Raw genomic sequence first — 23,584 nt, 5'->3', positions numbered from 1 at the left:
TCTGCCCACCTGTCACCTGTCGTGTCCAGCGCTCGCATCGAACGACTGTGCGCCGCCATCCACACTAATCAAGATCTCTTATCCAAAAGTCTTGACAATTGCTCGATTCGGTCACCACGACCCTGCCCGCCCCGCACCCCGGTCCCAAGGGACGAGCAGGCCCCGAGCCCCGGTCCGTCTGCGTCCCCCGTCGCAGGCAGACCGGGGCTCTTTTGCCGCCATGATCCGCCACGCGTCCACCGCGAGGTCAGCGATCCGGCCTACTCACGGCCGCGGGACCCTTTCGCTGAGAAAACCTCAGTAGAACAACTCCTTGAGCTCCTTCCGCCCCAGGGTAAGGAGTTCGCTGAAGCTGTCACAGGGGTCGGAGAGCGCGCCGTACTTCACGGCGAGGATGTAGGCCCGGTACTCACCGTTGTCCAGTACGTCGCTGGTGTCCAGCAGAAAGAGATCCGCATTCTGGGCAATGATCAGGCCGTACTTGAAAACGTCGTCGCTCTCGTCGTCCTCTTCAACCCACCCGTCATGCACGTCGGTGAACCAATGAATGTCGGCGCAGGAGTGCAAGGAATCGATGTATGTCGCGACACGACTCCAGCCGTTGCTGGTGAGTAGAAAGGCCCGCAGACTCGGCGGCAGGGCCACCCCGAGGCGCTCCTCGGTCGCTTCGATCAACTGCTCGTCGGCCGGCTCGTATCCCGCGCGTCCGTCCTTCTGCAACTGCGACAGGTCCCTGTCTTCCGCGAACCTGAGAATCCAGTCGCGGTACTCGGCCAGATAGGCGCGCCACTCTTCCGGTGTCCCCGGGAACGGAGCGGGCGGCACGCTGCTGTGATCATTGTCCGTCATCGGCCCTCTGCGCTGCTCGTACGGGAGTGCCCCTGCCAGTTACCCAGACGACTACTCATCCGCAGCTCGTTCAAATCTTCTATCAAGATATGGCGCCATGTTATATCACTGGCCCGGCACGTCCGGGAAACGGCGGCGGCCGAGGTTGCGCAGACGCTGCGGGACACGACGCTGTACCTGCAGCGGCACGGCTGGAACCAGGGCGAGTACTACGACGCGACGTGCGTCCGGTTCACGCCCCCGGCGTGCCTGGTCGGCGCGGTCGGCATCGTCTGCTACGGCGGTCCGGTCGACGCTCCGGCGCTCAACTTCGGCGACCCCTGGCTCGATATCCATCTCGATGTCATGACCAGCCCGCGTGGTCCTGAACGTGACCGACGTGTATGGCCACAGTTCCCGCCAGTCGAACTCATAGCCCGCCGCGCGCTCGTCCTCGGCGTACCGGTAGACAGGCTCGGCCTCGAACAACCAAATCAAGTCCTCGTAGCTGGGGACCGGCTCCATGACCATCAGCAAATGATCCCACGCGCCGAAGGTGTCCCAGCGGCATCCGCTATGCCGCGAAGCGCTCGTCACGAAATGTGATTGGAATGCCGAAGGCTCGCGCCGTCGACCGATCAGCGTGTACTCGCATAGCCGACCCGAAACCCTATGGAGCAGGCTCATCGTCGCGGAGTACGTCGGCGTACTCCGCGCCCGGGTCTACCGGCACGGCATAGCCGTAGTGCGGATCGAACCGGACGTCGCCTCGATCGAGGGCGGCAAGCCAGCGATGCAGAAGATCGGTGAGCGACGAAGCGACGACCACGCGATTGACCTCGTCGAGCGGGAACAAGACCTGGCCGACCGTTCCCTCCGGCCCAGGCTGGAAGTCCAGCACGATCGAGCTGTCGTCGTTCTCCGCCACCGGCAGCCACGACCGAATCGCCGGCCAGTCGTAGTGCGTACCGGCATCGGCGAGCTGCGGCATCCCGCCCTGCAACTCCGCTATGGACGCGGCCCAGTACCGCCAGCAGGTCAACATCGCCTCATACGGCAACAGCGACATCCCATACGGCAGCAACGGCGCATACGAACCGCCCTGCACCCCATACAGAGTCCGCAGGTCCATCGGCAGCACGACACCGCTCTCCGACTCCAGCACCCGCCCGACGGTGTCGTCGCCTGGGGGCTCGAACAGCGGCCGGGTGACCCAGCCGTCAACGACCGCCGCCCGATAGCTCGGGGGCAGGCACAACCACCCAGCACTGAGCACCGGCGGCGACAGCCGCCAACGCACCGCCCAGTCGTGTAGGCGGGACCACAGCCCGACCGGTCCGGCATCATCCACCGCCACAACCTACCGACAGTGCCGAATACGAGCATCCTCGACACGACATCAAGATTGAGTGCACTGTCATGCCGCTGACAACGGTCGCGCGTGTGGAACTAACGGCAGACGCCCCTGCACCGAGAGTGATGATGACGTGGGTCCCGCTCGAGCGGGTGGGGCCAGTCATGGACGTCCTGGTGGGGCCACCGATCTCCGTCACAGCCAGCTGCTTCACCCGCTCCATCGGCGACCGGTGTCCCGTCTTCGTGAAGTTGCTCTGGTCTTGGTGAAGTTGGTCTGATCCGTCGTTCTGTCTTGATGAAGTTGCCGGTTCTCAGTTCGTCGTCGTAGTCGGCGCCGGACTCGCGTTGGAGCCCGGGGCGGTGGTGCAGCGGTCAATCATCGGGGTGAGCGGGCGCAGGGTCTTCGGGTTGAAGCGGACCTGCCACTCCTCGCCGGCGGTGGTGTGCACGACCAGGGTGTCGCCGCGGGTGAGCGTGGCTCGGTTGAACGTCCACGCCTCCTCGTCTTTGGCGGCCCATTCGTCGTCGATGAAGCAGCCCAGGTCTCCTGTGCCGTCGCGGCTGAACAGGCCGTCGCGGGTCCGCAGGCGTAGCAGCACGTGGCGTCCGCTGCCCACCTCGGTGATCTGCCACGCGATGACCTGCAGGGAGCGGTCCTCGGCGACGACCTTCGGGGTGTGGGGCTTGTACTCCTCCTCGCTTGCGTCCACCAGCCCGACGGCGCCGACGAGCAGTCCCAGTGCGCCGGCACCGGCCTGGGTGAGCCGTCGCGGGGTGCCGTCCGGCATCAGGCTGAGCAGCGCGATGATTGTCACGACCGCGGCGAGAAACCCGGCCAGGAACGGGTGGTTGAGCGGGCGCAACGTGACGTGCCGGCTGTGGTCGGCGTCGACCGCCGCGACCACTGTGAGGACCACCGCCATGGCGGTGACCACAAGCGCTGTGATCGCGGTCCTGCGACGCATGCGCGCATTGTCGCAGAGCGATGCCAGACCATGGGTGGTGCGCCAGGGAGGACACGCTACGCGGGAGGGTGGTAGCGGATCCGTTGTTCCCTTTGGAGTGAATTACATCGCTGTAGTCTTGGCTTGTCTCGATCGATCGGTGATGGTTCGGGCGTGGGCGGCATACGCGTGCCGGATGCTCGCGGTCCGATGGATGCGGTTGTCTTTGATGTGGTGTGGCTGGGGCCCGACGGTGAGACCCGGCAGCCGTTGACGGTCGCGGCTGGGACTGCGTTCGAAGGCGTGGCGCCGGTTCGGGGGTTCCCGGCAGTTCGTGGCCAGCGCCATTTTCCGGGTTTCCGATGGTCTGCCAGCTCGGGTCGGCATGTCGGGTATGAGTCCTGGCTGGAGCGTGATCACGCGATGCTGTTGGACTTCGACCCTGAGGTCGCTGGGTATTCCTCGCAGCCGTTTTGGTTGTGCTGGCATGACGGGCGGCGTCGGCGGCGTCATGCTCCGGACTTCTTTGCGCGGCTGGCCGATGGCAGTGGCCTTGTGGTCGATGTCCGCGCCGACAACCGGATCGAGGTGAAGGACGCGGAGGCGTTCGCGGCGACCGAGCGGGCCTGCGGCGCGGTCGGGTGGGCGTTTCGGCGGGTCGGGGCCGTGGATCCGGTGTTCGGCGCGAACGTGCGCTGGCTTGCTGGCTATCGGCATCCCCGGTGCTACCGGTCGCAGGTCGCGGTTGGACTGCTCGAGGCGTTTTCCGAGCCTCGTGCCTTGTTCGATGGCGTGGCCGCGGTGGGTGTCTCGTTGCTGGTGCTGCCGGTGCTCTATCACCTGATGTGGCTGCAGGTCCTGGTCACAGACCTGGGTTCGGCATTGCTGGGTCCGGCCAGCGTGCTCGTCGCGGCGGGAGATGCGCGGTGAGCAGGGCCCGGCCCGGGGTGTTGAGGATCGGTGATCGGGTATGTCTGGATGCGGTGGCCCGGACCGTGGTGGGGTTCGCGGGCACGACGGTGCTGCTCAGCGATGAGCACGGTGCGCTGATCACACCGGATCTCGCGGTCGTCTGCACGCGCGGCGTCTTCGAGCCGGCCCAGGACCGGGTTGGTGATGGGCTTGCTTCCGGGCTCCTGCCGGATGCTGCGGAGCCGGCCGTGGCGCAGGCCCGCTGGTGGGAGCGGCACGTGCTGGAGGTGATCACGGGCCGGGATCCGCAGACGGCGGCGGCGCGAGCGGAGTACGACCCGCAGACCCGCACGGTCGCTGATCGCGAGGCCGCCAAGGCCGCTGAACTGAGCGGCGGTGGTTACGAGGTCAGCGCTTTCACGGTGCGTCGCAAGCGGCAGCGATATGAGGCCCGCGGGCTGGCAGGTCTGGTCGATGGCCGGTCGAACCGGGCCCGGCCTGTCGCGGGGCGCACGGATCCGCGGGTTGCTGAGGCGTTGCGGCAGGTGATCGACGCGTCGGTGGAGTCGTCGTCGCGGACGGTCGAGTATTTCCGGTGGAAGGTCGAGCAGGTGCTGGCCGCCGAGCACGGCAAGGACCAGGTCGTGATGCCGTCACGCGCGGCGTTCTACCAGCTGTTCGCTCGGGTCACAGCTGGTCGGCATGTTACGGGGTCGGCGCGGACCCGGCGCGCGGAGGCGGCCAAGCCGGACGGGCCGTTCGGGGTGTTCTCACCGGTCCGGCCGGGCGAGTTGATGCAGATTGACTCCACGCCGTTGGACATCGCGGTGATGCTCGACGACGGGGTTACCGGGCGGGTCGAACTGACTGGGATGATCGACGTCGCGACGCGGACGGTGACCGCGGCGGTGCTCCGGCCGACCACAAAGTCGGTGGACGCTTCTCTCCTGCTGGCCCGCACGGTCACCCCGGAGCCGATGCGTCCCGGCTGGGCCGACGCTCTGCGAATGTCGCGGTCGGTGCTGCCGCACCGGCACATGCTGACGGTCGATGAGCGTTTGGAACATGCCGCGGCCCGGCCGGTCATCATCCCCGAGACGATCGTCTGCGATCAGGGCAGCGTGTTTGTCTCCCACAACTTCCGGGTCTCCTGCGCCTTGCTGGGCATCGATTTTCAGCCGGCACACCCTGGCTCGCCCGCGGAGAAGCCGCACATCGAGAAGATGATGTCGTCCGTCGGGACCTTGTTCTGCCAGTATGTGTCCGGCTATCTGGGTTCCTGCGTCGAGCGGCGGGGCCGAGGGGTCGAGGCCGAACCGCTGTGGTCGATGCTGGAACTGCAGAACCTGCTCGACGAATGGATTGTGGCCTGCTGGCAGAACCGTCCGCACGATGGGTTGCGTGACCCGGTGAGCCCGGGGCGGACGTTCACGCCGAACGAGAAGTACGCCTCGCTGGTGCAAGCGGCCGGTTACATCGCGGTCGCGTTGCGGGCCGAGGACTACATCGAACTGCTCCCGGCGACCTGGCGGGCGATCAACGCCTACGGCGTGAAGATCGGCCACCGCAGCTACGACAGCGAAGACCTCAATCCGTTCCGCCGTCAGCCGTCGGGGGTGGTGGACAAGAAGCATCTGTGGGAGGTCCACCGTGACCCCTACGACGTCTCCCGGGTCTGGGTCCGCAACCATCTCGACGGCGGGTGGATCACGCTGTTCTGGAAACACCTGCACAGCATGCCGATGCCGTTCGGGGAACTGGCCTGGAACCATGTCTTGGCCGGGCTCCGCGCCCGCGGCACGGACCCGACCGAGGACGAAGTCGCTCAGGCCGCAGCCGATCTGCTCGACCGCGCCCACCACGGCCCGATACCGCAGACCCGACGATCGGTTGCCGAGCCCAAAGCGTCCGGCCGTGACCGGAGGGTCGCCGCCCGGACCCGCGCAGCCGGACCGGCGCTGCCCGCCGAGTCACGCCCCGTGGCTGAGCATGCCCCGGCTGATCAGAGCATGGATCTCGACGAGGAACAGCCGGTGGACAACGTCATCCCGCTGGGCATCTTCGACGCGCGGGAGGAAGCCAAGACATGGTGGTGACCGGCAGCGAACAGCTCAACCAAACAGCAGCATGGCGGCGGAACCTCATCGACGACCGGCACCGTCACCTGACCACGGTCGAGGGCTGGCGGCACTTCATCACCGATGCGCCGCTCCCACCAGATCCCCGTCCCGACGACACCGGCGATGACGAGACCCGGTTGGACTATCACACCAGGCTGGCGGTGGTCGCGACGTCCGCGCTACGGCAGGTCATCAACGCAGGCCGACGGTTGACGCTGCTCAACCGGCATGCGGTCAGCGCCCGCCGTGGCCTGATCCTGTCCGGGCCCGCCGGGACCGGCAAGACCACCGCACTCACCCAACTCGGCAAGACTCACGAGACCATCGACAAATCCCGTCATCCCGGCCTCGACGATCGCATCCCGGTCGTCTACGTCACCGTCCCGCCCGCCGCGACGCCGCGAATGCTGGCCGTCGAGTTCGCCCGGTTCCTCGGCCTGCCGGTCACCACCAGAGCGAACATCACCGACGTCATCGAAGCCGTCTGCGGCGTCATGACCGACGCACGCACCAGCGTCGTATGTGTCGACGAAATTCACAACCTGTCGCTGGCGACCCGCAACGGCGCCGAGGTCTCCGACACGCTGAAGTACTTCTCCGAACGGATCCCCGCGACCTTCTGCTACGCCGGGATCAACGTCGAACGCGAAGGACTCTTCAGCGGCACCCGCGGGCAACAGATCGCCGGACGGTTCGGCCTCATCACCACCACCGCGTTTCCCTACCACGACGAGTGGAAAGGACTCATCGCCACCCTCGAGGGCTCCCTGCGGCTGCGGGCACACCGACCCGGCGCCTTGACCAAGCTCGACCGCTACCTGCACCACCGCACCGGCGGCATGATCGGCAGCCTGTCGCATCTCGTCCGCGGCGCGGCGATCGAGGCGATCCTCACCGGCACCGAGAAGATCACCAAAGGTTTCCTCGACGCCGTCGAACTCGATCACAGCGCGCAACACGGCACGCCCGAACGGTCGGCGAGACGCAGCGCGTGAGCGGCGAACACGCCCCGGAGCACCTCCGTCAGCTCCCCATCCGACCTCGCCCCATCGCCGGCGAGACCGTCGAGTCCTACATCCGGCGGCTGGCCCGAGCCAACCACCTCTCGCGTTCCGCAGTTGGTGGGCAGACGATCATGGTGAATTGTGGGTTTGGGCTGCGGAAATGGGCGTGGTGGGGCCGGGTGGTCGTGTGCCTACGCGTTGACCTGGTCAGGCGGGGTGGATCGCGGTGATTCGCGGTGGTTTGGGCACGCCGACGGCGGTGAACAATGCCTGCTGTGATGCATTGAGCGATGTCGTTTGAACGATGTGGCCGTCGGGGCTCTGCAGCAGGACCTGGTGCACCCGTGACAGCTGGGTGTTGATGTGGTTCCAGGTCTGTCCGGTGCGCCGTTCGGCGACCCGCACGAGCAGCAGCGCCAGCCAGCAGAGCAGGACATGGGCCTGGATGCGCTGGTCGAGGCGGTGGTAGACGGGTCGCAGCTCGATGACCTGCTTCATGTCGCGGAAGCTGCGTTCCGCCTCGAGGAGGTTCTTGTAGCCCAGCGCCACGTCCTCGGCGGACAGGTGGGGGTCGTTGGTGGACAGCAGGTACTTGCCGTCGAGTTTGGCTTCCTCGGCGACCTTGGCCCGGTTGACGACGAGTCGGCCGTTGGCCTGTTGACGCAGGTAGCGGCCCAGGGTCGGATGATCGCGCAGGGCGCACTCGGCCCGCTGGTGCGCATCGTCGGCGGCGATCCGGCCTGCCTTGGCGGCCTTCGCCTGCGCTTTCGCGCGGGCGGAGGCGATGCGGGCCAGTTCAGCGTCGATGCGGGTCAGGTGACGCTCGCGGGTGGCCTGGTCGCGTTCGGCCTCGACCGGGTTGTGGCAGATGATCCACCGCTTGCCCGGTGTCGCGTCCACGGTGACCTCCTTGACCCGCAGATTGTCCCGCACGACCTGGTAGCGGCCCTGCCGGGCGAGGGCCGCGGCGGCGTCGGCGCTGCCGTCACGCATCCGTTCCCCGGCGATCCACCCGCCACCGGCCCGGGCCAGGTAGGCCAGGTTGGCATCCGAGGAGAACCCCCGGTCGACCACGGTGACCACCCGGCCCAGCCGCCACCCACGCAGATCGTCCTTGACCTGCGGGATCACCGTCGCGTCGGTGGTGTTGCCCGGCCATACCCAGCAGCGCACCGGGATGCCCTCACGGGTGACGGCCAGGCCGATGACGACCTGCGGCAGATCGGGCCGGTGGTCCTTGCTCTTACCGAACCGGCGCAGCGTGGACACAGCGCCGCCATCGGCGCCGTCCTCGTCGTCGAGTTCGAAGTACGTGCTGGTGGTATCCCTCTTAACCGGCTAATCGGTGATTGGAACGGAAGGCGACACGCCCACGATAGTTGTGGTTCTTGCGTCGGAGATGGTCTGGCTGCGAGACATGTCCCATGAGTGACGAGGGCGGCCTGCGGGTCGAGGAACACGCCGGCGGCTGGACGCTGGTCGGTCCGGCCGCGTCCGGGTTCGGGCTGGTCAACGAGTATCTGGGCTATCTGGTCGATCGGCGGTACTCGCCGCGCACGGTGCGTGCGTACGCGTTCGACCTGTTGGCGTGGTGCCGGTGGCTGATGGCTGAGGATGTGGAGCTGGCCGAGGTGGACACGCCGGTGCTGCTGCGGTATCTGGCGTTCTGCCGGACCGCGACGTATCGGGGTCGGCCGGGCGGCAACGTGTACTCAATCGGCGACGGGCGCAACGTCGGCTACGCGGCGGCGACGGTCAACCGGCGGCTGGCGGCGGTCTCGGGCCTGTTCGAGTTCACAGCGATGCGTGACCCGGCAGCGGTCAACCCGGTGCCGCGCGGGCCGCAACGGCGGGCCACCGCACGCGGTGAACGCGGCGGGATGTTGGGGCATCTGGCCCGGGCCCGGCCGGCATCGAGGTTGCGGGTGCGCCAGCCGCGGCGGTTGCCGCGTGGCCTGGACCGTGGCGAGGTGGCCGCGCTGCTGGACAGTTTCCGCACCTGGCGGGACCGGTCGATCGCGGGGCTGATGCTGTTCTCGGGCCTGCGTTCGGCGGAGGTCCTTGGCCTGGCCGTCGCCGATGTGGACATCCCCCGCGGCTGGGTGCGGGTGATCGGCAAGGGCGACAAGGAACGCCGGGTGCCCGTCGACGCCGAGGTGGCCGGCTGGGTGCAGACCTACCTGCTGGCAGAACGGCCCGACACCGAGGTGACCGCGCTGTTCGTGGTGGCGAAGGGCTCGCACCGGGGCCGGTCGCTGTCCGCGGAGGGGCTGCGGGCGGTGTTCCGCTACCACCGCGACCGCGCTGGCGTGCCGGCCGGCCATCCGCACGCGTTACGCCATACGTTCGGCACTGCCCTTGCCGAGGCCGGCGTCGACCTGGCGGTGGTGCAGGCGTTGATGGGCCACGACCACATCGACTCCTCCGCTCGGTATGTTCACCTCGCACCCGCGCACGTGCGTGCCGCGTTCGACGATGCCCGCGCTCGCCAACGCCACGGCTGACCGCCCGCCCCGGCCGGCCGCGGCTGTCCATAGTGGACGTTTACTGGCCGGCTTTGGGGCGTGGCTTGCCGGGCGGGGCCGCGGTAACCGCTGCTACCACGACGCGGCGGTGAGGTTCCTGTCCCGGTGGCCGCATCCGCAGGCATTCGCCGACCAGCCGTTGGCGCAGATGCTGGCAGCCGATGCGCACACCCGCCCGTTCATCACCTTCCTGCTGCTGCACGACCTGCTGCGCCCCGGATACGACTACCTGGTGGCACGGAAGTTCGCCGGGCTGGTTGACCTGGCCCGCGGCACACGCCTGGAGGCAGACCTGACCGGTTTCGCCGAGGCGGCTACCGCCCTCGGGTTCTCCGCCCACGTGCGCGCCCGCGCCGCCGAACGGGTGCTGGCCCGGCTGCTGATCCAGACCGGCCGGCCCATGCACGAACTGACCGTGGCCGACCTGACCGAGCTCGGTACGGCGTTCACCGCCCACACCGCTGCCCGGGGCGGCGGCGGGGACAACGACCGCGGTTTCCTGCACGCCGCTTGGGCGACACTGTTCCATCTCGGCATCATCGAGGTGACCCCACCCAACCGGCGCCGCCGCGACCACACCGGCCACGCCCACCACTTCGGTGGTGTGCCCGCCTGGCTGGCCGCCCGGCTGGGTGACTACACCACCGCCCTGATCGGCACCCACGCACCGTCCACATGCGACGGTATCGCGATCCGGCTGGCCCACTTCGGCCGGCACCTGGCCGCCATCGACCCTGGCCTGGACTCACTCGCCCAGCTGGAGCGACAACCGCACATCGAGACCTACCTGGCCGCCGTCGCCGCCGGCAGGCTTCGCGGCGGACAGCCCATCTCGGTCGGAGAGCAACGCAACCGGGTCATCACCCTGGGCCGGTTCCTGACCGACATCACCGACTGGGGCTGGCCCGACGCCCCACCCCGCCGACTGGTCTTTCCCCGCGACGTGCCCAAGACCCCCCGGCCGCTGCCGCGCTACGTGCCCGTCGACGCCGACCGGCGCCTCAGCGAGGCGCTGCAGCACTCACCCAACCGGCTACTCGCCGACGCGCTGCTGCTGGCCCGCGCCACCGGGCTCCGCGTCGGCGAACTGGTCGACCTCGAACTGGACTGCGTCCACGAGATCCCTGGACAGGGAGCATGGTTGAAGGTCCCGCTGGGCAAACTCGACACCGAACGCATGGTGCCACTCGACGACGACGCCCTGACCGTCGTCGACCGCATCGCCGCCAGCCGCAGCCCAGGCCGGCCACTGCCGCACCCGAAGACCGGCAGACCTACCGAGTTCCTGCTCACCCACCACGGCAAACGCGTCTCGGTCCACGCGCTGCGCGCCGAGCTCGCCCGCGCCGCCCAGGCCGCCGGCCTGGACCGGATCACCCCGCATCAGCTGCGACACACCTGGGCCACCGCGCTGATCAACGCCGGCTGCTCCCTGCAGGCGCTCATGCAGTTGCTCGGCCACACCAGCGCGGCGATGAGCCTGCGCTACGCCAAACTCTTCGACGCCACCGTCCGCGCCGAATACGAGCACGCCCTCGCCCAAGCCAAAGCCCACCACGGTCCCGCCCTGCCCGGCCGCCCCACCCTGCCGATCATCGACGTCACCGGCGGCAGCGACTGGAAGGACACCCCACTGATCAAGGCCCGACTCGCCGGCGGCTACTGCCTGCGCACCGCCGCACAAGGCTCCTGCGCCTACGCCAACATCTGCGAACACTGTCCGAACTTCCGCACCGACGCGGCGTTCCGCACCATACTGGCCACCCAGCGCGCCGACGTCGAAATCCTCGCCGCCGATGCCGAGGCCCGCGGCTGGGGCGAAGAAGCCGCCCGCCACCGGCGGTTGCTCGACCGCCTCGACGCCCACCTGGCCAACACGGAGCCCGCATGAACGCCCAGACCGACGACCTGTCCGCCCAGGTCCGCGCCGCCTGCACCGACCTCGCCCGGCACGGCCGGGTCACCTTCCCCGCCGTCGCCGAGCAGACCGGGATCAGCCGGGCCACCCTCTACCGACGCCGCGACTTGCGCGAGATCGTCGAGACCCACCGCCGCCCCGACCATCAGACCCTCTCCGTCACCAGCCTGGCCACCCAACTCGACCAGCTCCGGCAGACCCTCGAAGCCGTCGCCGCCAAGGTCCGCCGACACGAAGAAGACCTCCGCGCCATCAAACGCGAAGGCCAACGCACAAGCAGATAGCTCGCGCCTACGCCGCCAAAGCCAAAGCCGACCGTCGATTAGCCGGATAATCGAAGAACAGCACGTCGACTTCCAGGTTGAGCAGGTCGGCCACGGCGAAGAACACCGTCTCCTGCACGGTCGCGTGCGCGCCGGCGTCAGCGTCGATGAGCAGGTCCATCGCCCGATACGCCTGATCGGCGTCCATCATGGACAGTCCGGGGACGGCGACGTCATACGATGCCCACTCCGCCGCGGCCAGCTTCGACGCCGGCGCCACCGCGCGGTTGGCCACCAGCGCGAACAGCACGCGTTCGACCTGCGTGCGGAACCGGCGCCCGTCGAGGACCTCACCCAGGGCCTTGTCGATGCCGAGGGCCTTCCACAGCCCGTCGAGCAGCCACACCGACCCGCAGGAACGCGACTCGACCACGGTCAGCGGGCCACCGCCGGCTGTCCCGGCGAAGTCCACCGGCTCCTCGCCCAGATAACGGTTGATCGAACCCACCAGGCGGCGCAGACCGGCCACGTCGAGCAGGTCCTCGCGACCGAAGTTGACCAGCACCTCGGCCTGCGTCACCCCGTCGACGCGATGGTTGTGCGCCAGTTGCAGGTACCGAACCGTGGACCCGTCGCTGTTGCGGCGCTGCGTCGTCCGCAGATACATGCCCACACGATGACCCTGAACCCGTTCATTCACAAGGCACAACAAGGGAACAGTTGTTGATCTCGTGTGCCCACGCTTTCCGTGCCGCGCACACGGCATCAACCCGCTGACCAGCACCTACACCCCGTCAGGCGACTTCACATGCCCACGGACTGCGGAACGCGGGCTTCCCAGCGCCGGAGACGGTGAGGTCGAACTCGAACGGCGCAACGATGATCTGTCCATAGTGGTCAGCGACCAGAGCCACCGCGGTGCGCTTACCGACGTCGACCGGGACCACCAGACAGCGCTGCGGCGCCAGATCACGGATGCGATCCACATAGCCAGCCTGAGCGACACCACCGGCGAAGCTCGCCATATCAACCTCCTTCAGGGGAAAGATCAGCCCACTCTCCAAAGGAGCGGTCCCGGACCTGGGACCTACTATGAGAACTTGGCGCCCTCACCGTCACCGTGCCCGCCGGCCCACATGCCCAGGATGTCGCGGTGCCCGTCCACCGTCACGGCGAGGGCGACGTAGATCGGCCGGTTCGCGACCTGCCCATCACGGATCTTCACCTGAATGGCGTCGATGAACACCACCGGATACACCCGATCGAGGGGCCGGGACTGCCATTCACCCATCGAGTCCAGGACCCGGTCGGTGATCGTGGAGATCGTCTCCTTCGACACCTCCGCGCCGTACACCTCGGCCAGATGCGCCGACACCTCCCCGGTGGTGAGCCCTTTCGCGGTCAACGAGAGGACCAGATCGTCCACACCGGACAGCCGGCGCTGCCGCTTGCGCACGATCTGCGGCGTGAACGACCCGTCCCGGTCCCGTGGCACGTCGAGCTCGACCGGTCCGGCCTCGGTCAGCACGGTCTTGACCCGCCGACCGTTGCGGGCGTTACCAGAGGACGTGCGGCCCGCACGCACGTGCTTCCCCGAGCCGAGATGCGAGTCCATCTCGCCCTCCAACGCGGCTTCCAGAACCCGCTTCGTCAGCTGCTGCAACAGACCACCCTCACCGACCAGGCTCACCCCCTGCGCCCGGGCCTGCCCCGCCAACCGTGCGATCAGGTCATCGTCGACCAACCCGGCCAACCCCACGTCATCGGCCAGCGGCTGCACATTCGCGTCTGCGGTCATCGTCATCTCGGTGTCCTCTTTGTCTGAGTTACACCGTTAAATTTACAGTCCCGCGCCCGCTGGAAGGTGTGTCAGTCGATGGGCCGGGTCGGGTCATGCTGGCTCTTCGAAGTTGAGCGGGATTCGCGTGCGTGCTGCCTGTCCGGCGGCGCCCCGGTGAGGGGTGCCCGTGACTCATCGGTGACCATCTCTGTTGCTGACGCAGGGAAATCACAACAGAAGAGCCACGGGCATGGTCAACGATACGACCCGGCTGCTGGGCCTGGAGGGCCTGGTTGTCGTCGGGGTCGAGGATGACGGTGCGGGCGGACCGGTGGTCCACCTGGTCACCGCGGATGAACAGGCACGCTGCTGCCCCGAGTGCGGGACGCCGGCGGTCCGGGTCAAGCAGTGGACGACGACCCGGCCGAGGGACCTGCCGGTCGCAGGCAGGACCAGCCGGCTGCGGTGGCGTAAACGGCGATGGTTCTGCGATCTGGCCGGATGCCGGCGGCGGACGTTCACCGAGCAGGTCACCCAGGTTCCGGCCCGGGCCCGGCTGACGACCCGGCTGCGGCAGGCGGCCGGGGCCGCGGTCGCCGACGCCGGACGCACCGTCGTGCAGGCCGCCCGCGACCATGGCCTCTCCTGGCCGGTCGTCGCAGCCGCGTTCACCGCCCACGCCGGCGCGGTGTTGCCGGCCGAGCCCGATCCGGTCACGGTGCTGGGCATCGACGAGATCCGCCGCGGTAAGCCGCGCTGGATCTGGGACGAACGGGCCGCCTCCTGGACCGTCACCGCCGACCGATGGCACGTCGGCTTCGTGGACCTGACCGGCGGCCAGGGCCTGCTCGCCCAGGTCGAAGGCCGCACCGTCGCAGCGGTCACCGGATGGCTCACCGGCCGCCCACCGGCCTGGCGCGAACACGTCCAAGCCGTCGCGATCGACATGTGCACAGTGTTCAAGGCCGCCGTCCGCCAGGCCCTGCCACACGCGCTGCTGGTCGTCGACCACTTCCACATCGTGCAACTGGCCAACCGGGCCGTCACCGAGGTCCGCCGCCGGACCACCCTGACCCAGCGTGGGCGTCGCGGCCGCGGCAGCGACCCGGAATGGCGCATCCGCAACCGGCTGACCCGGTCCGCAGCCCGCATGTCCGGCAAGCACGTCGACCGCCTCGCCGACACCCTCGACGCCCTACCCACCAAGATCGGCACCCCGATCCTCACCGCATGGAACGCGAAGGAAGACCTGCTCGACCTGCTCGCGACCGCCCGCACCCACCCGGACCGAGAACACGTCCACCGGCTGCTGCACCGCTTCTACGCCCGCTGCGCCGCCTCCGACCTGCCCGAACTCCACCGGCTCGCCACCACCGTCGAGACCTGGTGGCCACAGATCCTCGCCTTCCTCACCACCGGCATCACCAACGCCGGCTCCGAAGGCACCAACCGCGTCATCAAAACCGTCGCCCGCGACGCCTACGGCTTCCGCAACCCCGAAAACCAGCGCCTACGCACCCGCACCGCAACCACCCGCCGCCACCGCGGACACCTCAACCCCGCCTAACTTCGAAGAGCCGTCATGCTTCGACGCCGTAGCCGAGGCCACCTTCTCCGCCATGAAGGTCGAGTATGTGCACCGCCGGCAGTTTCGCACCCACACCGAGGCACGAATCAAGATCGCCATCTGGATCACCGACTTCTACAACTACCGCCTGCGGCACTCCGTCTGTGACACTCGCTGGTTGCCAGAGGAGCTGTTTACAGTCCTGGTTGGGGGACTGTGGCCGTGTTCAAGGTCAGGGGTCAGGGCCTTTGGGTGGGTTGGGGTTATGTTGATGGTGGATGGGTCTGTTGTATTGGGGGTGGGGTGTTGACGGGTGCGCAGTGGTTGGGTCTGTGTCCGGTGTTGCGGCAGGTGCCGGCGGGGCGGGCGACGGTGGTTCGGTTGCGTTCGTTGGTGGGTGAGGTGGCTGAGGATGTGGTGGAGTATGCGCGTTCTCGTCCGGCTGATGGTGTGGTCCGGGTGGTGTTGGATGGGGATTTGTTGCGGGGGTCTGGGCTGGAGTTGGGTTTGGTGCCGTATGTGGCTGGGTTGTCGTCGTTGGTGCGTGCCGTGTTGGTGATCGATGCGGGTTTGGTGCGGCCGTTGCCGTCGGCGGCTGAGGCGTTTGCTGCGGTTGACGTTCTGGGTGTTCCGGTGGAGTTTCCGGTGGGGTTGCCGGTGGGGTTGCCGGTGGGGTTGCCGGTGGGGTTGCCGGTTGGGTTGCCGGTTGGTGTGGATGTTGGTGATGACAGCGGCCGGTTGGAGTATCGGGATGCTGGTGGTCGGCCGGTGTCGCGGCGGTCTGCGGTGTCGGTGTGGTTGTGGCCTCGTGGGTATGTTGCGGGAAGCGGCGCTGCCGATCTGTCGTTGGGGACCGGCTTGTTGGGGACCGGCTCGTTGGGGCAGCCTGTGCTCGACCAGTTCGCCACGGACCAGCGGTTGGCAGGCCACGCGCTGGTCTCGCCGGCCAACACGTTCGGCGCGGGCGACGGGTCCGACCACGCCTTCCACGCCGCTACTCACGCCGCTACTCACGCCGCTACTCACGCCGCCGCTGACGCCGCCACTCGCGTTGTTGCCGGTGGGGGCACCGTCGGGCGTGGGGGGCGCGGTCGGGGGGTGAAACGTCGGCGGTCTGTTCAGGGTTCGGTGCAGGGGTCGTCGGGGCGGGTGGAGCGGGTGGAGGTGGTGTGGGCGGCCGATTCTGTTGATGTTGTTGAGGCTGTCGAGGGTCGTTTCGGGCGGCCGGTGACGCCGCCGGGTCGGCCTGATATTGACGGTGGTGGTTCGTTGGGGTTCGCGGCGGTGGGTGTGGAGTTGGAGTTGCCGCGGTTGAAGCTGGCTCGTCCGAAGCGGTCGGGTGGTGGTCTGTTGCTGGGTACGGGGAAGTTCACCGAACTGGTGATGGACGGTCTGTATCGTGACGTGCCGGAGATTGTCACGGTTCCGGTTGGGTTGTTCGGGGACCGGCCGGGCCGGCCTGCCCGGGTTGAGGTGTTCGGGGAGGTGCGGCGGTGGGCGGCGGCGTTGCTGGCCGTCCCGGTGGACGGCCAGCGTCTCGACAGGCTCACCGAGGAGGTCATCGCCGAAGGTCGCGGGTTGGCGCTGGAGCCCAGGTTGGCTGGGACGTTGGTGGTTCCCGATCCCGACGAACCGAGCATCGACGTGGACTACAGCGTGGGTGTGCCGGTCACCCGGCTCGCCGAATTTCTCCGTCTTGCGCTTGAGCGGGCCCGGACGGTGCCGGCGTTCTTTGAGATCACCGCCGCCATGCAGCACACGGTTGACGCGTTGGACTACGCACGGCACGAGGCCGGTCGGCTGCTGCCCGAAGACCCGGGCTCGGCTGAGGTCCTGTCCGGGTTCCTGGCGCTGCTCTACACCCAGATCGCGGCCTTCCTGCACGTCTTCGACGATGACGACAAGGCCGGCAATCCCAAGAGATACACGCTGCTGATGTCCCGTACCTCGATGTCGGGCATCCGCGCGGCCCTGCCCGACGGCCTGGCCGGCATGCTCAAAGAGCATGTGGCAGACCTGATCGACCGCTTCGCGGCACACTTCAACAACCACAACGCAACCTTCGTCGGCCGTGTCGCCCGCAACGATGTGGACACCATCTTCCGCCAGCGACCGTACGGATACGACTTCACGCCGTACCAGTACCTCCGAGCCGCGCTGGGGGCCGGCACCAAACCCATCCACCAGGACAGGCTCCTCGTCCACACGTACTTCCCCGTAACCGACCGCGCCGGCGGGCATCACCTGGCCATCCTCGAAATGCGGTATGCCCTCGGTCAGAACGCCACTGTCGACGAAGCCCTCGACTACGTCGAACAACTCAGCACCCTCCTGGCCCCCCTCCACGACCGCGACATAAGCGACACCCCCACCACGCCGCACGCCGGACCCCACCTGCCGGCCCCGACCAGCCAACCGCTGACCAGCCAACCGTTCGAGCCGGGCGGCGACCCCATCCATCCACGCCGGCCGACCGTCCCCACCCACACCCACACCCACAGCGACACCGGCAGCGGCAGTGACACCGACATGCCTGACGCGCTGCCACCGGCCAGCCCAGCCAGTCCCACGGTCAGTGATCCGCCCCTGCTCGTGGTGACTGCTCTCACCGCGATCCACACGCTGGAACGCGGCACCGCCGACCCGGTTCAGCGCACGTCGGTCGAGACCGCGGCACGGTTGTGGACACACATGTTCACCACCCCCGGGAACTTCTCACCCACCGACGTCACCGGCATCGTCGCGTCCGAGGACCCAGCCGGAAGCGGGGAATCCCCGACCCGGCCCGGGTGGCTCGGACATACCAGCACCTCAAACTGCTGCGGTTGGCAGGCCTGGCCCGACAGGTATCCCACTCCGCCGGCGGCGTGCGCTACCGGCCCGGCCTGCCCCGCACATGGCAAACCAGCGAACACCAACAGATCCAACACTGGACCGGCCAACTCCCCGACCCCGGCCGTACCACCGCCCAACAGCGGATCCCCCCCACCACCACAGCCGACCCACCGCCCGTCCCCACCACCATCAAAACGGCACTGACCGAAACCCCGGGGGTGGCGGCCGCGACCGCGCTGCGGTTGTGGGCAGCCCTGCTCACCACGCCGCAAGCGGTCAGCGTCGACGACATCATCGCCGGGGACCTGGGCCCGCTCAACATCAACTCGGCGTCCGCCGCTAGCAGCTACCTGTGGGCGTTGCAGGCCCAGGGGATGGTCAAGGAAGCCGCCCGTGCCGGGAACCGTCAATTCCGCACGGCGGTGCTGCCACCCGGCGGTGCCTGGACCGACGAGGACCGGCGGAAGGTACGGGACTGGGCCGACAGGCTCCCCGAGTCCGACCACAACTGGGCCCGCAAGCGGATCGACGCACCCGGCCAGGTCATCATCACCACCACCACCACCACCGCAGCCGACCCACCGCCCGTCCCCACCACCATCGATACAGCACTGACCGAAACCCCCGAGGTGGTTGCCGCGACCGCGCTGCGGTTGTGGGCAGCCCTGCTCACCAAGCCGGAAGCGGTCAGCACCGACGACATCATCGCCGGGGACCTGGGCCCGCTCAACATCAACTCGACGTCCGCCGCTAGCAGATACCTGTGGGCGTTGCAGGCCCAGGGGATGGTCAAGGAAGCCGCCCGTGACGGGCACCGTCGACTCCGCACGGCGGTGCTGCCACCCGGCGGTGCCTGGACCGACGAGGACCGGCGGAAGATACGGGACTGGGCCGACAAGCTCCCCGAGCCCGACCAGGACTGGGCCCGCAAGCGGATCGACGCACCCGGCCAGGTCATCACCACCACCACCGAAGCCGACCCACCGCCCGTCCCCACCACCATCAATACAGCACTGACCGAAACCCCCGAGGTGGATGCCGCGACCGCGCTGCGGTTGTGGGCAGCCCTGCTCACCACGCCGCAAGCGGTCAGCGCTGACCGCATCGCCGCCGGGGACCTGGGCCCGCTCAACATCAACACGGCGTCCGCCGCTAGCAGGTACCTGGGGGCGTTGCAGGCCCAGGGGATGGTCAAGGAAGCCGCCCGTGACGGGAACCGTCGACTCCGCACGGCGGTGCTGCCACCCGGCGGTGCCTGGACCGACGAGGACCGGCGGAAGATACGGGACTGGGCCGACAAGCTCCCCGAGCCCGACCAGGACTGGGCCCTGCAGCGGATCGACGCACCCGGCAAAGTCATCACCACCACCACCACCGAAGCCGACCCACCGCCCGTCCCCACCACCATCGATACAGCACTGCAGAAAACCCCCGAGGTGAATGCCGCGACCGCGCTGCGGTTGTGGGCAGCCCTGCTTACCAAGCCGGAAGCGGTCAGCGTCGACAGCATCATCGCCGGGGACCTGGGCCCGCTCAACATCAACTCGACGTCCACCGCTCGCAGCTACCTGTGGGCGTTGCAGGCCCAGGGGATGGTCAAGGAAGCCGCCCGTGACGGGCGCCGTCGACTCCACACGGCGGTGCTGCCACCCGGCGGTGACTGGACCGACGAGGACCGGCGGAAGGTACGGGACTGGGCCGACAGGCTCCCCGAGTCCGACCACAACTGGGCCCGCAAGCGGATCGACGCGCCCGGCCAGGTCATCACCGCCGCCACCACCGCCGAAGCTTCCACCAGTTCGCCAAAGCCTGCCAAACGTCGCCGAACCATCCCCACCACCACCGAAGCCGACCCACCGCCCGTCCCCACCACCATCAATACAGCACTGCAGAAAACCCGCGGGGTGAATGCCGCGACCGCGCTGCGGTTGTGGGCAGCCCTGCTCACCACGCCGCAAGCGGTCAGCACCGACCACATCATCGACGGGAAACTGGGCCCGCTCAACATCAACACGGCGCCCGCCGCTAGCAGATACCTGCGGGCGTTGCAGGCCCAGGGGATGGTCAAGGAAGCCGCCCGTGACGGGCACCGTCAACTCCACACGGCGGTGCTGCCACCCGGCGGTGACTGGACCGACGAGGACCGGCGGAAGATACGGGACTGGGCCGACAAGCTCCCCGAGTCCGACCAGTACTGGGCCCGCCGGCGGATCGACGCACCCGGCCAGGTCATCACCACCACCACCACCACCGACCCACCGCCCGTCCCCACCACCATCGATACAGCACTGCAGAAAACCCCCGGGGTGGATGCCGCGACCGCGCTGCGGTTGTGGGCAGCCCTGCTCACCACGCCGGAAGCGGTCAGCGCCGACATCATCGCCGGGGACCTGGGCCCGCTCAACATCAACTCGACGTCCGCCGCTCGCGGATACCTGCAGGCGTTGCAGGCCCAGGGGATGGTCAAGGAAGCCGCCCGTGACGGGAACCGTCGACTCCACACGGCGGTGCTGCCACCCGGCGGTGCCTGGACCGACGAGGACCGGCGGAAGGTACGGGACTGGGCCGACAGGCTCCCCGAGCCCGACCGCAGCCAGGCCCTGCAGTGGATCAACAACAACACCACCACGGCCGACCCACCGCCCGTCCCCACCACCATCGATACAGCACTGCAGAAAACCCGCGGGGTGAATGCCGCGACCGCGCTGCGGTTGTGGGCAGCCCTGCTCACCAAGCCGGAAGCGGTCAGCGTCGACGACATCATCGCCGGGGACCTGGGCCCGCTCAACATCAACTCGGCGTCCGCCGCTCGCGGATACCTGGGGGCGTTGCAGGCCCAGGGGATGGTCAAGGAAGCCGCCCGTGACGGGAACCGTCGACTCCGCACGGCGGTGCTGCCACCCGGCGGTGCCTGGACCGACGAGGACCGGCAGAAGGTACGGGACTGGGCCGACAGGCTCCCCGAGTCCGACCACAACTGGGCCCGCAAGCGGATCGACGCACCCGGCCAGGTCATCACCGCAGCTTCCACCAGTTCGCCAAAGCCTGCCAAACGTCGCCGAACCATCCCCACCACCATCCCCACCACCACCGCCGCCACCACCACCGCCGCCACGGCCGGCCCACCGCCCGTCCCCACCACCACCACCACCGCCGCCACGGCCGGCCCACCGCCCGTCCCCACCACCACCACCACCACCGCCGCCACGGCCGGCCCACCGCCCGTCCCCACCACCACCACCACCACCACCGCCACGGCCGGCCCACCGCCCGTCCCCACCACCATCGCCCCGATCGTCGTCCCCACCGTCGACGGGACCCTGACGCCCACCAACCCCACCACCAACCCCACCACCAACCGCATCGCCGGCCCCATCGCCGCCGACCGGGGTCTCACGCTGATCAGCGCAGACAACGGACGCAACAGCCCGAGCCGGATCGCGTTGCGCGATGCGGCTGCAACGCTACCGTTCCCAGTACTCGCCTTGAACGACCCGGCTGCGCTGCTGGACCTGATCGCTGCAGTCGAATGGCTCCGGTGGCGCGGCCAGGCACCGGTCGTGCTCGTCCCCCAGGGCGAGAACCCAGCAGTGGCACACGCACTGCAACAACAGCAGGTCGCGATCGTGTACCCGAGACCAAGAGGACTCGGACACGAATGGCACATACAGGGACCAGACCAACCAGCAGACCAACCAGCAGACCAACCAGCAGACCACCTCACCGAGACCGTCACCGAGACCTTTACCGAAGCGCAGCTGCGGCAGGCACTCGAACACGCCCACAACCTGTCCCAGCCCATGCCGATCCCGGACCGACCATCACCAGAACTGGCCGAGTTCCTGTCAGCCACCGACTGGTCCCACGCACAGCAGATACACACCACACACCACCAGGTGCTACACCAGGACGACGCACCACGGCAGATACGCGAGATCACCACCCGGTCACCCAACGACCACCGCCCGAAGATCTTCCAAGCAGTACTGGACCTAGCCCGTGCCGAACACGCCGACCTGGCCTTCAACTACCTGCAAACACCAGACCCAGCCAACCGGCAGCAGCTACTGCTCCGCAACACCCAACACGACAACGAACCGCCCGACCAGCACCGCAAAATGGACCTCTTCATCATCGCCGATCGGCGCAACCTCCTCGCCGAACTGATCAGATCAGCACGGACAACGGACACAAACACAAGCAACAGCGAAACCGCACTACAGATCGCAATGGAAATCACACTGAGCGGAAACACACTGACACTCACCGACACCGAACGCAACGCAATACGCTGCATCGACGCCAACCGCCGCGATGAATGGCTGACCGACCGGCACAGAATCCTCAACCTCATCAACAACGAACTCGGACCAGCCGGCACAGACCTCATCAACACCATCCAGCAACTCGCAAAACTCGTAGTCAAATGTTGACCGCGGGTCTGTAAAACGAACGGTGTAACTCCTGATCAAGGAGCAGCACCTGATGACGGATGTGTTGATCGCTGAGGCCGATACTGGCTCGGTGGCGAAGCGGAAGCCGGCCCGGCCGGACGTGAACGGTGTCGACGCGCAGCTCGTCGCCCAGTTGGTGGAGCAGGCCCGGACGGCCGGGCTGCAGCTGACCGGCGAGGGCGGTCTGCTGCAGCAGCTGACCAAACGGGTGATCGAGTCCGCGCTCGAGGGTGAGATCACCGATCATCTCGGTTATGACAAGGGCGACCCGGCCGGGAAGAACGGCGGGAACTCCCGCAACGGTGTGCGGGGCAAGACGGTCCTGACCGAGGTCGGTCCGGTCGAGCTCGCGGTGCCACGCGATCGGGACGGCAGTTTCGAGCCGCAGATCGTGCGGAAGCGGCAACGTAGGTTGACCGGGGTCGAGGACATGGTGATCTCGTTGTCGGCCAAGGGATTGACGACTGGGGAGATCGCCGCGCACCTGGCCGAGGTGTACGGCGCGGATGTGTCCCGGCAGACGATCTCCACGATCACCGGCAAGGTCGTGGAGGGGATGACGGAGTGGCAGAACCGGCCCCTGGACCCGGTCTACCCGCACGGCCCCGGCGTTGTTCCGGCTTGAGGTGTTCTGTCCGTGTTGAGGATCCCCTCTCTGTCAGGCTGAGTTGAGACACCTGGTTTGATACATGGTCTGAGCAGGGCGAGTGCAGGATGATCTACGTTGACGATGACCCGTGCCGACCTGAGGGTCGGCGTGACCGATGATGGGGCGATGGGCCCTCGGTCGCAGCAGCCGAAGCGGCGGTCGTTCACCGCTGAGTACAAGCTGGCGATGATCGCTGAGTACGACGCGGCCATCGAGCCGGGCGCGAAGGGTGCCCTGCTGCGCCGGGAAGGGCTGTACTCCTCGCACATCATCGAGTGGCGGCGCGCCCGGGATGCCGGAGCCCTGGCCGGGGTTGCTGACAAGCCGCGTAAGCCGGCCCGAAGCGACGCCGAGCGGGGGGCTGAGCGGCTGCGGGCGGAGAACGAGCGGCTGCGGACGGAGCTGGCCAAGACCCGTGCCGCGTTGGAC

14 protein-coding genes and 4 pseudogenes are annotated in these 23,584 nt (G+C 68.1%); 11 read left to right on the top strand and 7 right to left on the bottom strand.

Features of this window, described 5'->3' with window-relative positions:
- Positions 1–297: 297 nt before the first annotated feature.
- Positions 298–849, bottom strand: coding sequence for an SMI1/KNR4 family protein (locus ACQEVZ_RS39165; RefSeq protein ID WP_433376056.1), 552 nt, complete (start codon positions 847–849; stop codon positions 298–300).
- Between ACQEVZ_RS39165 and ACQEVZ_RS39160 the strand changes: the two genes are divergently transcribed.
- Entirely contained in the window at positions 832–1,434 is a 603-nt protein-coding gene (locus tag ACQEVZ_RS39160) for a DUF6197 family protein (RefSeq protein ID WP_433376053.1), read from the top strand. The two genes, ACQEVZ_RS39165 and ACQEVZ_RS39160, sit on opposite strands and share 18 nt — an antisense overlap.
- Positions 1,435–1,498: 64 nt before the next feature.
- Here ACQEVZ_RS39160 and ACQEVZ_RS39155 read toward each other — a convergent pair whose 3' ends face one another.
- The gene (locus ACQEVZ_RS39155; RefSeq protein ID WP_433376050.1) at positions 1,499–2,179 is read right to left on the bottom strand and encodes an SMI1/KNR4 family protein; all 681 of its coding nucleotides are present in this window, start codon (positions 2,177–2,179) and stop codon (positions 1,499–1,501) included.
- A 316-nt stretch (positions 2,180–2,495) separates the two neighbouring features.
- Positions 2,496–3,149 carry a hypothetical protein gene (locus tag ACQEVZ_RS39150; protein ID WP_433376047.1) on the bottom strand — a complete coding sequence of 218 codons (654 nt, stop codon included), beginning with the start codon at positions 3,147–3,149 and terminating at the stop codon, positions 2,496–2,498.
- A 123-nt stretch (positions 3,150–3,272) separates the two neighbouring features.
- Between ACQEVZ_RS39150 and ACQEVZ_RS39145 the strand changes: the two genes are divergently transcribed.
- The 3 genes from ACQEVZ_RS39145 to ACQEVZ_RS39135 all read left to right on the top strand — a co-directional run bounded on the left by ACQEVZ_RS39145 (position 3,273) and on the right by ACQEVZ_RS39135 (position 7,155).
- Entirely contained in the window at positions 3,273–4,058 is a 786-nt protein-coding gene (locus ACQEVZ_RS39145; protein ID WP_433376044.1) for a TnsA-like heteromeric transposase endonuclease subunit, read from the top strand.
- A gap of 65 nt (positions 4,059–4,123) precedes the next feature.
- Positions 4,124–6,136, top strand: coding sequence for an integrase (locus tag ACQEVZ_RS39140; RefSeq protein WP_433376041.1), 2,013 nt, complete (start codon positions 4,124–4,126; stop codon positions 6,134–6,136).
- On the top strand, positions 6,127–7,155 hold the full coding sequence (locus tag ACQEVZ_RS39135; protein WP_433376038.1) for a TniB family NTP-binding protein: 1,029 nt from the start codon (positions 6,127–6,129) through the stop codon (positions 7,153–7,155). Before ACQEVZ_RS39140 ends, ACQEVZ_RS39135 begins: the two co-directional genes overlap by 10 nt.
- Positions 7,156–7,371: 216 nt before the next feature.
- On the opposite strand, the pseudogene ACQEVZ_RS39130 reads toward ACQEVZ_RS39135, so the two are convergent.
- Positions 7,372–8,490, bottom strand: a pseudogene (locus ACQEVZ_RS39130) (IS1634 family transposase); the annotation flags it as partial.
- A gap of 98 nt (positions 8,491–8,588) precedes the next feature.
- Between ACQEVZ_RS39130 and ACQEVZ_RS39125 the strand changes: the two are divergent.
- From ACQEVZ_RS39125 to ACQEVZ_RS39115, 3 genes are all read left to right on the top strand, one after another.
- A complete protein-coding gene (locus ACQEVZ_RS39125; protein WP_433376035.1) occupies positions 8,589–9,668 on the top strand; it encodes a tyrosine-type recombinase/integrase in 1,080 nt (359 codons plus the stop codon).
- Between the two features lie 109 nt (positions 9,669–9,777).
- Positions 9,778–11,580, top strand: coding sequence for a tyrosine-type recombinase/integrase (locus ACQEVZ_RS39120; protein ID WP_433376032.1), 1,803 nt, complete (start codon positions 9,778–9,780; stop codon positions 11,578–11,580).
- Complete coding sequence (locus ACQEVZ_RS39115) at positions 11,577–11,891, top strand: hypothetical protein (protein ID WP_433376029.1); 315 nt, start codon at positions 11,577–11,579, stop codon at positions 11,889–11,891. The genes ACQEVZ_RS39120 and ACQEVZ_RS39115 overlap by 4 nt, the downstream gene beginning before the upstream one ends.
- A gap of 49 nt (positions 11,892–11,940) precedes the next feature.
- On the opposite strand, the pseudogene ACQEVZ_RS39110 reads toward ACQEVZ_RS39115, so the two are convergent.
- The 3 genes and pseudogenes from ACQEVZ_RS39110 to ACQEVZ_RS39100 all read right to left on the bottom strand — a co-directional run.
- Positions 11,941–12,537 (bottom strand): annotated as a pseudogene (locus ACQEVZ_RS39110) (IS1634 family transposase); the annotation flags it as partial.
- 127 nt (positions 12,538–12,664) lie between these two features.
- A complete protein-coding gene (locus ACQEVZ_RS39105) occupies positions 12,665–12,895 on the bottom strand; it encodes a hypothetical protein (RefSeq protein WP_433376026.1) in 231 nt (76 codons plus the stop codon).
- A 71-nt stretch (positions 12,896–12,966) separates the two neighbouring features.
- Positions 12,967–13,668: pseudogene (locus tag ACQEVZ_RS39100) on the bottom strand (IS256 family transposase); the annotation flags it as partial.
- 232 nt (positions 13,669–13,900) lie between these two features.
- On the opposite strand from ACQEVZ_RS39100, the gene ACQEVZ_RS39095 reads away from it, so the two are divergent.
- The 4 genes and pseudogenes from ACQEVZ_RS39095 to ACQEVZ_RS39080 all read left to right on the top strand — a co-directional run.
- A complete protein-coding gene (locus tag ACQEVZ_RS39095; protein ID WP_433376023.1) occupies positions 13,901–15,217 on the top strand; it encodes an ISL3 family transposase in 1,317 nt (438 codons plus the stop codon).
- 402 nt (positions 15,218–15,619) lie between these two features.
- Entirely contained in the window at positions 15,620–18,256 is a 2,637-nt protein-coding gene (locus ACQEVZ_RS39090) for a hypothetical protein (protein ID WP_433376020.1), read from the top strand.
- Positions 18,257–18,270: 14 nt separating this feature from the next.
- A complete protein-coding gene (locus tag ACQEVZ_RS39085) occupies positions 18,271–22,485 on the top strand; it encodes a hypothetical protein (protein WP_433376017.1) in 4,215 nt (1,404 codons plus the stop codon).
- A gap of 52 nt (positions 22,486–22,537) precedes the next feature.
- Positions 22,538–23,101, top strand: a pseudogene (locus ACQEVZ_RS39080) (transposase); the annotation flags it as partial.
- Between the last annotated feature and the right edge of the window lie 483 nt (positions 23,102–23,584).

The organism is Dactylosporangium sp. CA-152071, from assembly GCF_050936335.1.
In the GTDB taxonomy this organism is placed as follows: Bacteria; Actinomycetota; Actinomycetes; order Mycobacteriales; family Micromonosporaceae; genus Dactylosporangium; species Dactylosporangium maewongense.
Note: the sequence above shows the minus strand (reverse complement) of the source record. Positions and strands in the feature narration are given on the sequence as shown.